The organism is Komagataeibacter saccharivorans (assembly GCF_003207825.1).
Classification (GTDB): domain Bacteria; phylum Pseudomonadota; class Alphaproteobacteria; order Acetobacterales; family Acetobacteraceae; genus Komagataeibacter; species Komagataeibacter saccharivorans.
Map to the genome: position 1 here is coordinate 43,022 of NZ_NKTY01000002.1, position 12,759 is coordinate 55,780.

Sequence of the window (12,759 nt, forward strand, 5' to 3'; positions counted from 1 at the left end):
TCCGGCGCCGCCGGGCGCGGCCATGCACATGCATGCGCCGCACCCAGACGGGCCGAACGGGAACGCATTATGACCGCGATCCCGTCATGTCGCAAATCAGCGACGCAGGCCGAGGCGCTTGATCAGTGTTTCGTAGCGGGCCTGGTCCTTGCGCTTGACATAATCAAGCAGGCGGCGGCGGCGGCCGACCAGCATCAGCAGACCACGGCGGGAATGGAAATCCTTCGCGTGGGTCTTGAGGTGATCGGTCAGGTTCACGATCCGCTCGGTCAGCAGGGCAACCTGCACTTCCGGTGAGCCCGTGTCTGTGGCGGCGTTCTGGTATTCGCCAATCAGCGCCGTGCGGCGTTCAGCAGTAATCGACATCGTCTTTCTCCATTACAGACAGATATTCAGTTCACAGCATGCGTACTGATCGCAGCCAGCCGTCCACGGGACGACACAGCCCGACCACACGCGCCCCGTCCATCGCACGCACGACCCCGCTGCGGGGATCGGTGTGGTCCGGCATCCGGTCCGCCAACTGGTTAAGGTCCAGGGCCTGACCGTATGACAGGGCATCCGCTTCCTCACGGGTCAGGGCCAGCGCCGGGATGTCGGCCAGCGCGGTCGCGACCGGAAGCAGCAGATCCGGGGGAGCAGGCGCGTTGTCGGCGCTTGCGACAATTTTGTCCAGTGGAATCGCATGGGATTCATCAAAAGGCCCCACGTTCAGCCGCCGCAGCGCCACCACATGGCCCACAGTGCCACAGGCCAGCGCGATATCGCGTGCGAGCGAACGCATGTACACCCCCTTGCCCGACACCACCTCGAACACCGCCGTATCGGCATCGGGGCGGGCGATCAGTTCAAAACGGTCAATATGCGCGGGCCGTGACTGCAGTTCGGGTGCGTTCCCCGCGCGCGCAAGGTCATAAGAACGCTTGCCGCCCACCTTGAGGGCGGAAAACACCGGCGGCACCTGCATGATATCGCCACGGAACGCCCCAAGCGCCGCCGCAAAGGCCGCGTTATCGGGGCGCACGTCGGATACTGCCGTCACGTTGCCATCGGCATCGTCACTGTCGCGTGCTTCCCCTATGCGCAGGGTGAAGTGATAACGCTTGGTGCCATCCATGATATAGGGCACGGTCTTGGTCGCCTTGCCGAAGGCTATCGGCAGCAGACCGGTCGCCAGCGGGTCCAGCGTGCCGCCATGGCCAGCCTTGGCCGCATCGAACAGGTAGCGCGCACGGCCCACGACCTGCGTGGATGTCATGCCCGACGGCTTGTCGATTATCAGCCAGCCATCAAGCGGGCGTCCACGTTTGCGTCGCATTGCACGGCACCTTGCATCCAGTCAGGGGGAAGGCGTGCGTTTAGACGAGGCACGCAGGCACGGCAATGCCCCATTCCATCAGGGGGGCTGGCCGTAAGGGACACACATGATAGTAAGGGCGAAGGTGGCACATGCCTGCCATCACCCTATCCCGCTTTGCCAGGCGTGGATGTGGTGCCATCTTGCGGCAAACAGGCGCATGGGTATCGTGTTCCTGGAATATTTTTTCATTCCGCGTGTAGGGAGACCTGAACACCATGGCTGAACGGCAGACCACGGTCGGTGCATTTGTGTTGGGTGGCGCCCTTCTTGGTGTGACGGCCATCGCGCTGTTCGGGAAATTCCATCCCTTCTCCCCCACCAGCCACGCCGTGGTCGTATTCGACAGCCCCATCAACGGTCTGGGTGTAGGTGCGCCCGTCACGTTCGACGGCGTGCAGGTCGGGCATGTGGAACGTATTTCCGTCCAGTTCGATCCCGACACGCATCAGGCCTATATTCCCGTAACGCTGGAACTTGAGGCCAATGGCGCGCACATGGCGACCAGCCATGGCAGGGCGCTCGATACACATGAACTGCCCAAGCTGGTCGAACGCGGCCTGCGCGCCGAACTGCATATGCAGAGCTTCGTGACCGGGCAGGAAGAAATCGACCTGACATTCGATCCCGCCACACCGGCGCACCTGCATCCCGGCTTCAGCGGATATACGGAAATCCCGGCGCGGGAATCGGAAATGCAGCGCCTGACCGATGCGCTGACGACGCTGCCGCTCAAGAACATCGCCAATAATGCCGACACCATGCTGGTCAGCATCCGCACGCTGGCCGACCGGCTGGACAAGGACCTGCCGCCGCTGGTGGACAGCGTACGTGCCACCTCGGACCACACACGGGTAACGGTTGATACGGCAACCGACGCCATCCGTGATCTGGACCACCGGATGGATACGACGCTGGCCTCCATCGACCATCTGGCCAATACGGGCACGGCCCAGCTTGATGCGCGGGGCAGCGAACTGCACACGCTTCTGGTCAATTCCAATGATACGGTCACCGAGGCCAGAGGCGCGCTGGCCGGGCTGCACGACATTACGGCCCCCAGTTCCGCTGACCGTTCCAATATCGATTCGTCCCTGCGCGACCTTGCCGCAGCGGCAGCGGCCCTGCGCGGTTTCGCAACCGATGTGGAACGCAACCCGCAACTGCTGCTTATGGGACGTCGTAACTGACCTGCCCGTGCATCCGACATTTACAGAAAAGGCCGGTCTGGCATTTCGCCAGACCGGCCTTTTTCAGTCAGTCCGCATTACGGATCAGTCTTCCAGATCGCGCCTTACTTCCGGCTGACGGAGCATGCTGTCGACCTCCATCGCATAATCCAGCGCCGTATCGGGCTGGAAATGCAGGTCCGGCACCCCGCGCAACCTGAGCGCATGGGACAGACGTGTCCGCAGGAACGGGCTTACACGCTTGAGGGCAGGCAGAAGTTCCGCCACGTCACTACGCCCCAGCCGCGCTACGAATACCGTCGCGTGCTTCAGGTCGGGTGAGATGCGGACTTCGGTAACGGTGATATGGACATCGGCCAGATCCGGGTCGCGGAATTCGGTACGGGCAAATATTTCCGCCAGTACGCGACGCACTTCTTCCGCCACGCGCAACTGGCGCTGCGAGGGACCTGATGCGGAATGGCCGGCAAGTTTCCCTGCCGGCCCGCTCTCGCTCATCCCTTTTCTGGATGAATTACGGCTCATGCCGGGACGAGTTCCATTTCATAACATTCGACAACGTCGCCCTCACGCAGGTCATTATACCCTGCGAAGGACAGGCCGCATTCGTAACCGCGCGCCACTTCCTTCACGTCGTCCTTGAAGCGCTTGAGCTGGCTCAGATCGCCTTCATGGATCACGACGTTGTCACGCAGCAGACGAACACCACAGCCGCGCTTGACCACGCCTTCGGTGACGTAGCAACCGGCGACCTTGCCGACCTTGGTAATTTCGAAAACCTTGCGGATTTCGGCATAGCCGAGGAACTTCTCGCGGTGCTTCGGCGCTATCTTGCCGCGCACAAGCTGTTCCACATCGTCCGCCACCTGATAGATGATGGAGTAGTAGCGGATATCCACACCTTCGCGCTGGGCCAGTTCACGGGCCTGCGTCGTGGCACGGACATTGAAGGCGATCACGACCGCACCCGATGCCTTGGCAAGCTGCACATCACTTTCCGTGATCTGGCCGACCGTGGCATTCAGCACGCGGATCTTGACTTCCTCATGCTCCAGCTTCTGCACCGTCGCCTCAAGGGCTTCAGCCGAACCCTGCACGTCCGCCTTGATAAGGACCGCGACTTCCTTCTGCGCACCTGCCTGGATACGGGCAAGCATCTGATCCAGCGTGCCGCGTGCGGCAGTCTGGCCCGCAGCCATGCGATCCTTGATCACGCGCTGGCGGAACTCGGAGATTTCGCGGGCGCGATTCTCGTTTTCCACCACCACGAACGGCTCACCCGCACCCGGAACCCCGGTAATGCCCAGGATTTCAACCGGCATGGATGGACCCGCTTCCGCCAGCTGGCGGTTACGGTCGTCGATCATGGCGCGCACACGGCCCCATTCGGCCCCGGCCACCACGATGTCGGAACGACGCAGGGTGCCTTTCTGGACCAGAACGGTTGCAACCGGACCACGTCCACGATCCAGACGGCTTTCGATCACGGAACCTTCCGCCACCCGGTCCGGGTTGGCTTTCAGGTCAAGGATTTCAGCCTGCAGCAGGATCGCTTCTTCAAGCTTGTCCAGCCCGGTGCGCTTCAGCGCCGAGACTTCGACATCCTGCGTGTCGCCACCCATGCTTTCCACCACGATTTCGTGGTTCAGCAGTTCCTGACGCACCCGGTCGGGATTGGCGTCGGGCTTGTCGCACTTGTTGATGGCCACGATGATCGGGGCATCAGCCGCCTTGGCGTGCTTGATCGCTTCGATCGTCTGCGGCATCACGCCGTCATCCGCCGCAACCACCAGCACCACCACGTCGGTGACGGAGGCGCCACGGGCACGCATGGCGGTGAAGGCTTCATGACCCGGCGTATCGATGAAGGTGATCTTCGCGCCAGAGGCCAGCGACACCTGATACGCACCGATATGCTGGGTGATGCCCCCGGCTTCGGCATTGGCGACATCGGTCGTGCGCAGCGCATCCAGCAGCGAGGTCTTGCCGTGATCGACGTGACCCATGACGGTCACGACCGGCGGACGCGGCTTAAGATCTTCAGCCTGATCCTCGATACCCTCGATCCCGATCTCGACATCGCTATCGGCGACACGCCGCACACGATGGCCGAATTCCTGCACGACCAGTTCCGCCGTGTCGGCATCAAGCGACTGGGTGACGGTCGCCATGACGCCCATCTTCATCAGCGCCTTGATGACCTCGCCCTGACGGGCGGCCATACGGTTAGCCAGTTCCTGCACCGTAATGGTCTCGGGCAGGATCACGTCACGCACCACACGGACCTGATCGGAACGCAGGCGCTCCAGTTCGGCCTGACGGCGCTCACGTTCACGCTGGCGGCGGACCGAGGCGAGCGAGCGGGTCTTGTCGTCATCCCCCTCGATCGCGGCCTGCACGTCAATACGTCCGGCGCGACGGCTGTCATTGCTTTTCTTTGCGCCGCCCGAGGGGCGGCGGTTCGGCACGGCATTCCCACCGGGACGACGGCTGGGACGACGTTCTTCCTCGCCCCCTTCCGCACGGCCGGTGCGCAGGCGCAGTGTCTCACCCGCACCGGCGCCGGCTCCGGCACCCGGAGCGCGGGCGGTCGAAGCGCCACCACCAGCCGGACGCGACGGACGCACCGGCTGTGCGGGCATGATCGCCCGTTCAGCCAGAGGACGCAGGCGCTGCATCGGCGGGGCCAGCGTGACCTCACCGGGAATCGGCACGGAAGAAACGACCGGGCCAGCAGGCTCGACTGCTTCAGGTGCGGAGACCTTAGCCGCGCTCTGGGCTTCCCGCTTGCGGGCTTCCTCCTGCGCTGCGGCATCTGCCTGTGCCTGTGCCTCTTCTTCGGCACGGCGGGCATTTTCCTCTTCCTGCCTGCGGGCTTCTTCCGCAGCGGAGAGAATCGTGATCTTTTCCTGCTCGCGCAGATCTTTCTCGCGCTGGACAGCTTCGCGACGCTGTTCTTCCAGCACACGCTGGCGGGTCGCCAGTTCGGCCGCCGTCAGGGCGCGACCGCCCCGTCCACCGGCGCGACCGCCAGCGGGCCCCGATCCATTACCCGCAGCCCCGGCCCCGCGCTTCTTGCGCACCTCGACCTGGACTACCTTTGATCGACCATGGCTGAAGCTCTGCCGCACGGAACCGGCATCCACCGTCCGTCCGACTTCCCTCCGGCCCGCCGGCCGCAGGGACAAGCGTCCCTTACCCTGATCCTGATCGTTGCCTTCGCTCATGTACCCGCCTGTTCACACCGTCCGGCGGACCGCTCCGCCGAATTCGGGCCAGTCCTGCCGGACAAACCCGCAAAACGTTCACTCTCGATACGGAAACGGCGTGCCAGTTCACCATGCAGCATCGCTGCATGAACAACATGGTCACGGCCAAATGCCGCACCCAGACCCGATGCCGTAGGAACAACCGTAACCGGAAGGTCCCGTGCACCGGACAAAACTCTCTTCCTCTCGTCGGGACTGCCATCGGCCGCCTGGATGACCAGACCGGCGCGACCGCCCACAACCCACTCACGCACCTTGGCGAAACCGCAGACAATCTGCCCGGCCCGCCGTGCCAGCCCCGCGACATCCATCATCCGCCGCAGCAACCCGTCTACTACAAGATGGGTCAGGTCAGGGGGAATAACAACCCTTCCCCGTGCCGCGCGGGCGAATACGCCACGTGTGCGTGCTGTTTCTAACACATCCGCGCGTGCGCTCAACCAAATTCCCCGTCCGGGCAGACGTGCGGAAAGATCAGGGATCACGACTCCATCGGGGGAAATGACGAATCTGATCATTTCCTCCTTGGGCAACCGGACACGGGTGACGACACAGCGGCGCAGCGGACCGCGCTCTTCCTGTGTGATGTCATCCGCGTCCTGCGCGTGCGTGTTATCCTGCTCAGACGTCGGACGTCTCCTGCGGGGCCGCGTTTTCATCACCATCGAACCAGTGCGCGCGTGCCGCCATGATGATTTCGTTGGCCGCATCTTCATCAATGGCATCGCTGCCAAGGATTTCAACCAGTTCGTCACCGGCAAGGTCGGCCAGGTCATCAAGCGTCTTCACGCCCTTTTCACCCAGCGTCACCAGCATCTGGTTGGTGAACACGCCCAGCACGGCGATGTCGTCCGTGACGCCAAGTTCACGGCGCTTGTTGTCCAGTTCCTCTTCCTGCCCCGCAAGGTAGCCTTCGGCGCGACGGACCAGTTCACCGGCCACGTCTTCGTCAAAGCCTTCGATGTTGGCCAGTTCATCGGGATCGGCGAATGCCAGTTCCTCGATGGAATGGAAGCCTTCGGTCACCAGCAGCCCGGCGATGACATCGTCAACGTCCAGCGCTTCGACAAACAGGTTACTGCGGCGACGGAATTCTTCCTGCCTGCGCTCCGATTCCTCGGCCTCGGTCAGGATGTCGATATCCCAGCGCGTCAACTGGCTGGCAAGGCGGACGTTCTGCCCGCGCCGCCCGATGGCGAGGCTGAGCTGATCGTCGGGCACCACAACCTCGACACGACCGGCTTCCTCATCCATCACCACCTTGCTGACTTCAGCCGGGGCAAGGGCGTTGACAACGAAGGTCGCGGCCTGCGGGCTCCAGGGGATGATATCGATCTTCTCGCCCTGAAGTTCCTTCACCACTTCCTGCACGCGGCGGCCACGCACACCCACGCACGCGCCGACCGGATCGATCGAGGCATCGCGTGAAATGACAGCCATTTTCGCGCGCGAACCGGGATCGCGGGCCACGGCCTTGATCTCGATGATGCCATCATAGATCTCGGGCACTTCCTGCGCGAACAGCTTGGCAAGAAATGCCGGATGCGTGCGGGACAGGAAGATCTGCGGGCCACGGGGTTCGTCGCGCACATCGTAGATATAGGCGCGGACGCGATCGGAATTGCGGAAGCTTTCGCGCGGGATCAGCTCATCACGGCGCAGCAGGGCTTCGGCATCACCGATTTCGACCAGCAGGTTGCCGTATTCCGTGCGCTTGATGGTCCCGTTGACGATTTCGCCCACGCGGTCCTTGAAGTCATTGAACTGGCGGCGACGCTCGTATTCGCGCACGCGCTGGACAATCACCTGCTTTGCCGTCTGGGCGGCGATACGCCCGAAATCGATGGGCGGCAGCGGATCGATCAGGTATTCGCCAAGCTGGATTTCCGGCTTGAACTTGCGCGCGATGTACAGCGGAATCTGCGTTTCTTCATTTTCCACCGCCTCGACCGCTTCGGTCCAGCGCGAAAGACGCACATCCCCGGTCTTGCGGTCGATCGTGGCGCGGATATCCTTTTCGTGACCGTATTTGGCGCGACCGGCCTTCTGGATGGCCTGCTCCATCGCTTCCAGCACTTCCTCGCGGTCGATCGACTTTTCCCGCGCTACGGCATCGGCCACCAGCAGCAGTTCGGGACGGGCAACGGACGTATCCATCAGTGTCTCCACAACATCGTTCAGTTGGCGCGGCGGCCCGGCTTGCCACTGGCCTTATGCGTTTCAGCCGGGGAATCCTCCGCCGGCCCGTTTTCGTCAGCAGCAGCGCCCGGCTGCATCATCCGGGCGCTCGCCTCGATCAGTTCGTCCGTCAGGACCAGGCGCGCCTTGCGCATTTCGGCAAAAGGCAGCGCAACCTCGGTCCCGTCGTCAAGCCGCATCAGGCCATGACCGTCCCGTGCGCCCAGCACGATACCGGCAAAGCGCTTGCGGCCATCAATCGGCATGTTCATTTCGGCGCGGGCGAGATGCCCGGCGAAACGGTCCCAGTCCTTGGCGCGGGTCAGCGGCCGGTCGATACCGGCCGACGAGACTTCCAGCGTCCATGCACCCGGCAGCGGGTCTTCCACGTCCAGGATCGCGCCCACCGCATGGCTGATCTGTTCGCAGTCCTCAATGGCGATAAGCGAGCCATCGGCCCGGTCCGCCATGATCTGCACCGTGGGCGATTCACGCCCCAGCACCGCCACCCGTACGAGTTCAAACCCCATATCGGCCAGCGCGGGCGCGATCATGGCGGCTATGCGGGCATCGAGGCCCGTCAGGAAAGGCAGATCAGCGTCCAATGCAAAAAAGGCAGCCCTGCGGCCACCCCCCAAAGAAAAAAACCGGAAATGAAGGAATTGTCCGTAACATAGGTCACGCCACCCCTGACCGCAAGGACTATATGCAGGCGGCGGGGTTACATTTCCTCTCTACTTATCATCTTGCCATATCCTTCACATCGCCCACATTATGCGCGCATGATGCCCTTGCCCACACCGCCGGAAGCGACACGGGAACGCAGCGCACGCCCAGGCAGCCGCAGGCTGGTCGTGGTGGGCCTGATCGCGGCCGTAGTGGCGGCGGGCGGCCTTGGTTCCGGTGGTTTTCTTACGCCACGCGAAGGGGGGAACGGCAGCGCCACGCCCCCGGTGGCGGCGGAAGCGGGTGGACGTGGCACGGACAATGGCGGCCATCTCCAGCTTAATGCACCGGTCCAGAACAGGCCGGACATGATGGGCCAGATGCCCATGATCGCCGCCGACAGGGCGGAAGAAATGCTGAGCCAGACATCCTACACACCCGAACAGAAGGGTGAGATCATGGCGGCGCTGAAGCGGCGTGAAATCGTTCTGGCGGATATGCCCATGTATGACATGTCGGGAACCGGCGCGGTGGTGAACGTTCAGTCACTGGGGCTGGTCCAGACGGTGCATCTTGGCCCTCAGCCCAAAAGCGTGATCCTGCCGATCCGCATTGCGGGAAACGTGACGGTGGCCCCGGCCACCGATCCGGGTCCCACGGGCATACGGACGGGGGCGGTATTCGTGCCCGGCCCCACGCCACTGCCGGTGCTGCTGCGGGATACTGAGATCGTGATCGGGGTTGTGGTACAATGAAACCGCTCTATCCGGCCCTGATGGAACGGCTGGTGCCGTTCATCATGGTCATCTTTCTGGTGCTGGGCAGCCTGCAGGCGGCGATGGCGCTGCATCTTTCACTCGCCAGCCTGCGGCATTTCATGGAATGGTGTGCCCCGGCATATCCGGTCGTGGCTGCGGGCAGCGCCTTGCTGGCGCTGGCCGGGCTGTTGTTCGAGAGCCGGGCCGAAAAACTGGCCCGCAAGGGAATTCGACGCAGACGGGGATGGATGATGGACGTACTGGCCAGGCTGACCAATCGCAACGCGCTGGAGGAAATGCTCGCGCGTGAGCAGAAGGAAACCGTGATCGACGCGGAGGAGCTGGCGGCAAGCCTGCGCGCGCGCGTGATCGGGCAGGATCAGGTATGCGAGGACGTGGCGACCCAGCTACGCCGCCGCCTGGCGTTGCAGGTGCGCGGCAAACCGGTGGGGATCTTCCTGCTGGCGGGGCCGCCCGGCACGGGCAAGACCTATCTGGCCAAGCAGCTTGCCCGCCAGCTTGACCGTCCGCTGCTCAATTTCGACATGACGCAGATGAGTTCGCCCCATGCCGCGACCCAGCTTTTCGGATCGCCCAAGGGATACGTCGGCTCGGACACCTACGGCAAGCTGACGGGCGGGCTGAAGGAAAAGCCCGATGCGGTGGTGCTTCTGGATGAAATCGAGAAGGCGCATCCCGACGTTTTCAAGAAATTCCTGACCGCATGGAATGATGGCCACGTAACCGAGGCATCGACGGGCCAGCAGATCTCGACCGTGCGATGCATCTTCATCCTGACATCCAACATCGCCACCGATGCCCTGTCCGAGATCGCGGACCGGCTGGCGGATGAGCCGGACAAGATGCGTGCCGAATCGGTGGAGGCCCTGCGTCAGGCCGGGTTCGCGCCCGAAGTTCTGAACCGTCTGGACCGCATTTTCGTATTCCGCCCGCTGGAGGGACTCGATATCGCGCGCGTATCGGCCCTCGAGATCGAAGCGATGATCGACAGCTACGGGCTGAAAGTGGAAACAGGCGGCATCGACCCGGCCCTGCTGTTCGAGGTCATGCGCCGGCAGGACCGCATGGGACCGGCCGCCAGTGCGCGTGATCTGGCCCGCTCCATCGAGGACATGATAAGCGACTCGCTCATCACCGCCCGCCAGCAGGGTGCGAAGCTGGTGCGCGTGGTGAAGAACGAGGACGGGATCACGGCCGAAATCGCCGATGAAGCCAATGGCCAGCGCGCGCGGGTCAGTTCCTGATCCATGCCCGCGCCGTCCAGCCCGTTGCCTTTACCCGACGATGGGGCTGGTCGGCTTTTTACAACATTTTCCTGCCCCGACCGGATGACGGGCATGGCTACCTGCGGCATGGACTGCTGAATGTCTGCTTTTTCGCGTTTATGGCATCGCGCGCCCCTGTGGCGGATGAGCCTTTACACCATCTTCCCTTTCCTGCTGCTGGCGGTCATTTTTCCGCCTGCCTATCTGATCCGCCTGCTGCCCGCGCTGAAGCCGATTACCGCCAGCATCCATAACCATCTGGGCATGGTGGATGAGCCACCGGCAACCGATAATGCCGCAGCCGATGGCGGCGGCGGAAACGGCGGTGGTGGCGACGGCGCGGTCACCATGCTGCCCATTACCGATCGCCTGACAAACTCCATCCCGTTTGCCGGGCGCGTTCTGCCGTTACCGGCGGGTGTGTGGCATCCGGTCATGAGCGTGGTTAACGGCCCGCATGGCGAGGTTCTGGAAAATATTCTGGTCCGGGTCGAAGGCCATGTCGTGACCGGACTGATCGGCGCGGAAGGCAATATCCAGCCCGTGCCCGAATCCGCGATCACCAACATCGATTCAACGTGTCATGACGACCGCAATTTCATGTCCCGCGTGATCTCGGCCCATCCCCCGGCCATGGAATGCTGGTTCACCGCTGCGGTCTATCCCTCTTCCATCAACCGCACGGCTGTCATCGCCAACCGCCTGAAGGAAGAAGGGTTCATCCTGCCGCCGGTCTTCCTGAAAACCGGGTGGAGTTACAGCCAGCCCGCCGGGGACCATAACGTCAATGTCGAGACGGTGACGATGTTCCTCAACCCCGTCAACACGGACGCCACCAAGGCACTGCGATCACCGGAAAGCTGGACGAAGGAAAACCTTGCCCAGCAACCGGCGGCCAGTGATTTCGTAAAGCGTACGGACACATGGATCGCGGCCTGGGCACCGGTGCTGCATGATGGCTTCAATGGCGACATGCTGGCCACCAACGAGGCGCAGCGCGCCCGCCTGTCGCGCGATCCGGCCGCCCCGTTACCCGGACAGGGCAGCCCGCTGGACTGATCGCCTGAACCCGCCCGGCGCGACGTTACGACGGAAGCCGGGTGGGAATAACCGCCTCAGCCCTGTCGCAATACGTCCGATATCTCGATCAGGAAATCCAGAACGGTGCGGGTGCGCAGCGGCAGCGTACGCGGCCCGGTATGCACCGCATAAAAGGGCAGTTCGGGAATCGTCCATTCCGGCAGCAGGCATTTCAGCCGCCCCGCCGCAATATCTTCTTCCACCTGGAAGGCAGGCAACATGCCGATGCCAAGACCCGCCCGGACGGCCTGCAGAACCGCTTCGCTGCTATTGGCGCGGAAGGGACCGCTGGCCGCAACCGTGGTCTCGCTTTCCCCCTTGCGCGCAAACTGCCAGTCATGGCGCGTGCCGCCATAGCTGTAGGCAATACAGGGATGGTTGAGCAGGTCGCGCGGATGTTCGGGCGTACCACGGCGGGCCAGATAATCGGTGGAAGCGATCACGCAACGATGCACGGACCCCAGACGACGGGCGATCAGTGATCCTTCCGCGATGGAGCCGATGCGGACAGCAAGATCGAGTCCCTCCTCCACCAGATCACCGAATCCGTCACGCATGACCAGTTCGACCGACAGGTCGGGATGTTCTTCCAGCAATCTGCCAAGCCGACTGGTCAGGTACAGGCCAAATGCCGTTGTAACACCCAGCCGCACCAGCCCCGAAACCGAAGCCCGGCGGCGGCCCAGCGCCGTTTCCGCCGTTTCAAGGATTTCCAGCACTTCATAGGCGTGGGGCAGCAGGCTGCGCCCGTCTTCCGTCATCATCAGGCTGCGCGTGGTGCGGGCGAACAGCGTTGCGCCGTAATGGGCCTCAAGCAGGGCGATATGACGCGAAATGGTCGGCTGACTGGCCCCAGTTTCCCGCGAAACAGCAGAGAACGATCCCGTCGCCGCTACACGGACAAAGCTGTGCAAAGCAGAAAGCAGATCCATGAGGCCCCATCACATCCGGATATGTTATTACATAAACATAGCT

At 63.0% G+C, this 12,759-nt stretch carries 12 protein-coding genes; 4 read left to right on the forward strand and 8 right to left on the reverse strand.

Going from position 1 to position 12,759, the window contains the following annotated elements:
* Positions 1–96 precede the first annotated feature (96 nt).
* Both rpsO and truB read right to left on the reverse strand, forming a co-directional pair.
* Positions 97–366 carry a 30S ribosomal protein S15 gene (gene rpsO / locus CFR79_RS02000; RefSeq protein WP_034927253.1) on the reverse strand — a complete coding sequence of 90 codons (270 nt, stop codon included), beginning with the start codon at positions 364–366 and terminating at the stop codon, positions 97–99.
* Positions 367–397: 31 nt separating this feature from the next.
* Complete coding sequence (gene truB, locus CFR79_RS02005) at positions 398–1,318, reverse strand: tRNA pseudouridine(55) synthase TruB (protein ID WP_102325050.1); 921 nt, start codon at positions 1,316–1,318, stop codon at positions 398–400.
* A gap of 257 nt (positions 1,319–1,575) precedes the next feature.
* Here truB and CFR79_RS02010 point away from each other — a divergent pair, with 257 nt between their 5' ends.
* Positions 1,576–2,547, forward strand: a complete 972-nt coding sequence (locus tag CFR79_RS02010) for an MlaD family protein (RefSeq protein ID WP_102325049.1) — start codon at positions 1,576–1,578, stop codon at positions 2,545–2,547.
* A gap of 84 nt (positions 2,548–2,631) precedes the next feature.
* Here the strand turns inward: CFR79_RS02010 and rbfA are convergent, their stop codons facing one another.
* Genes rbfA through rimP form a run of 5 tightly spaced genes read right to left on the reverse strand, consistent with a single transcriptional unit; the run spans position 2,632 to position 8,599 of the window.
* Positions 2,632–3,045, reverse strand: a complete 414-nt coding sequence (gene rbfA / locus CFR79_RS02015; RefSeq protein WP_102325048.1) for a 30S ribosome-binding factor RbfA — start codon at positions 3,043–3,045, stop codon at positions 2,632–2,634.
* A 23-nt stretch (positions 3,046–3,068) separates the two neighbouring features.
* On the reverse strand, positions 3,069–5,774 hold the full coding sequence (gene infB / locus CFR79_RS02020) for a translation initiation factor IF-2 (protein WP_110546778.1): 2,706 nt from the start codon (positions 5,772–5,774) through the stop codon (positions 3,069–3,071).
* Positions 5,771–6,403 (reverse strand): RNA-binding protein, encoded by a 633-nt coding sequence (locus CFR79_RS02025; protein WP_243705370.1) that lies wholly within the window; start codon positions 6,401–6,403, stop codon positions 5,771–5,773. The genes infB and CFR79_RS02025 overlap by 4 nt, the downstream gene beginning before the upstream one ends.
* Positions 6,404–6,437: 34 nt before the next feature.
* Positions 6,438–7,973: a transcription termination factor NusA gene (gene nusA, locus CFR79_RS02030; RefSeq protein ID WP_102325046.1), complete on the reverse strand. Its 1,536-nt coding sequence runs from the start codon at positions 7,971–7,973 to the stop codon at positions 6,438–6,440.
* A 20-nt stretch (positions 7,974–7,993) separates the two neighbouring features.
* Complete coding sequence (gene rimP, locus CFR79_RS02035; protein WP_110546779.1) at positions 7,994–8,599, reverse strand: ribosome maturation factor RimP; 606 nt, start codon at positions 8,597–8,599, stop codon at positions 7,994–7,996.
* Between the two features lie 180 nt (positions 8,600–8,779).
* Between rimP and CFR79_RS02040 the strand changes: the two genes are divergently transcribed.
* From CFR79_RS02040 to CFR79_RS02050, 3 genes are all read left to right on the forward strand, one after another.
* Complete coding sequence (locus CFR79_RS02040) at positions 8,780–9,415, forward strand: hypothetical protein (protein ID WP_258373391.1); 636 nt, start codon at positions 8,780–8,782, stop codon at positions 9,413–9,415.
* Entirely contained in the window at positions 9,412–10,683 is a 1,272-nt protein-coding gene (locus CFR79_RS02045; protein WP_102325044.1) for an AAA family ATPase, read from the forward strand. The genes CFR79_RS02040 and CFR79_RS02045 overlap by 4 nt, the downstream gene beginning before the upstream one ends.
* A 120-nt stretch (positions 10,684–10,803) precedes the next feature.
* The gene (locus CFR79_RS02050) at positions 10,804–11,763 is read left to right on the forward strand and encodes a hypothetical protein (RefSeq protein WP_102325043.1); all 960 of its coding nucleotides are present in this window, start codon (positions 10,804–10,806) and stop codon (positions 11,761–11,763) included.
* A 56-nt stretch (positions 11,764–11,819) separates the two neighbouring features.
* Here the strand turns inward: CFR79_RS02050 and CFR79_RS02055 are convergent, their stop codons facing one another.
* Complete coding sequence (locus tag CFR79_RS02055) at positions 11,820–12,716, reverse strand: LysR family transcriptional regulator (protein ID WP_110546781.1); 897 nt, start codon at positions 12,714–12,716, stop codon at positions 11,820–11,822.
* Between the last annotated feature and the right edge of the window lie 43 nt (positions 12,717–12,759).

What these genes read in the sequence shown, in the direction of transcription:
- CFR79_RS02045 (WP_102325044.1), top strand. Translation starts at nt 9,412, where the DNA reads ATGAAACCGCTCTATCCGGCCCTGATGGAACGGCTGGTGCCGTTCATC.
- CFR79_RS02050 (WP_102325043.1), top strand. Translation starts at nt 10,804, where the DNA reads ATGTCTGCTTTTTCGCGTTTATGGCATCGCGCGCCCCTGTGGCGGATG.
- rpsO (WP_034927253.1), bottom strand. Translation starts at nt 366, where the DNA reads ATGTCGATTACTGCTGAACGCCGCACGGCGCTGATTGGCGAATACCAG.
- rbfA (WP_102325048.1), bottom strand. Translation starts at nt 3,045, where the DNA reads ATGAGCGAGAGCGGGCCGGCAGGGAAACTTGCCGGCCATTCCGCATCA.
- CFR79_RS02040 (WP_258373391.1), top strand. Translation starts at nt 8,780, where the DNA reads ATGCCCTTGCCCACACCGCCGGAAGCGACACGGGAACGCAGCGCACGC.
- CFR79_RS02010 (WP_102325049.1), top strand. Translation starts at nt 1,576, where the DNA reads ATGGCTGAACGGCAGACCACGGTCGGTGCATTTGTGTTGGGTGGCGCC.
- CFR79_RS02055 (WP_110546781.1), bottom strand. Translation starts at nt 12,716, where the DNA reads ATGGATCTGCTTTCTGCTTTGCACAGCTTTGTCCGTGTAGCGGCGACG.
- nusA (WP_102325046.1), bottom strand. Translation starts at nt 7,973, where the DNA reads ATGGATACGTCCGTTGCCCGTCCCGAACTGCTGCTGGTGGCCGATGCC.
- infB (WP_110546778.1), bottom strand. Translation starts at nt 5,774, where the DNA reads ATGAGCGAAGGCAACGATCAGGATCAGGGTAAGGGACGCTTGTCCCTG.
- truB (WP_102325050.1), bottom strand. Translation starts at nt 1,318, where the DNA reads ATGCGACGCAAACGTGGACGCCCGCTTGATGGCTGGCTGATAATCGAC.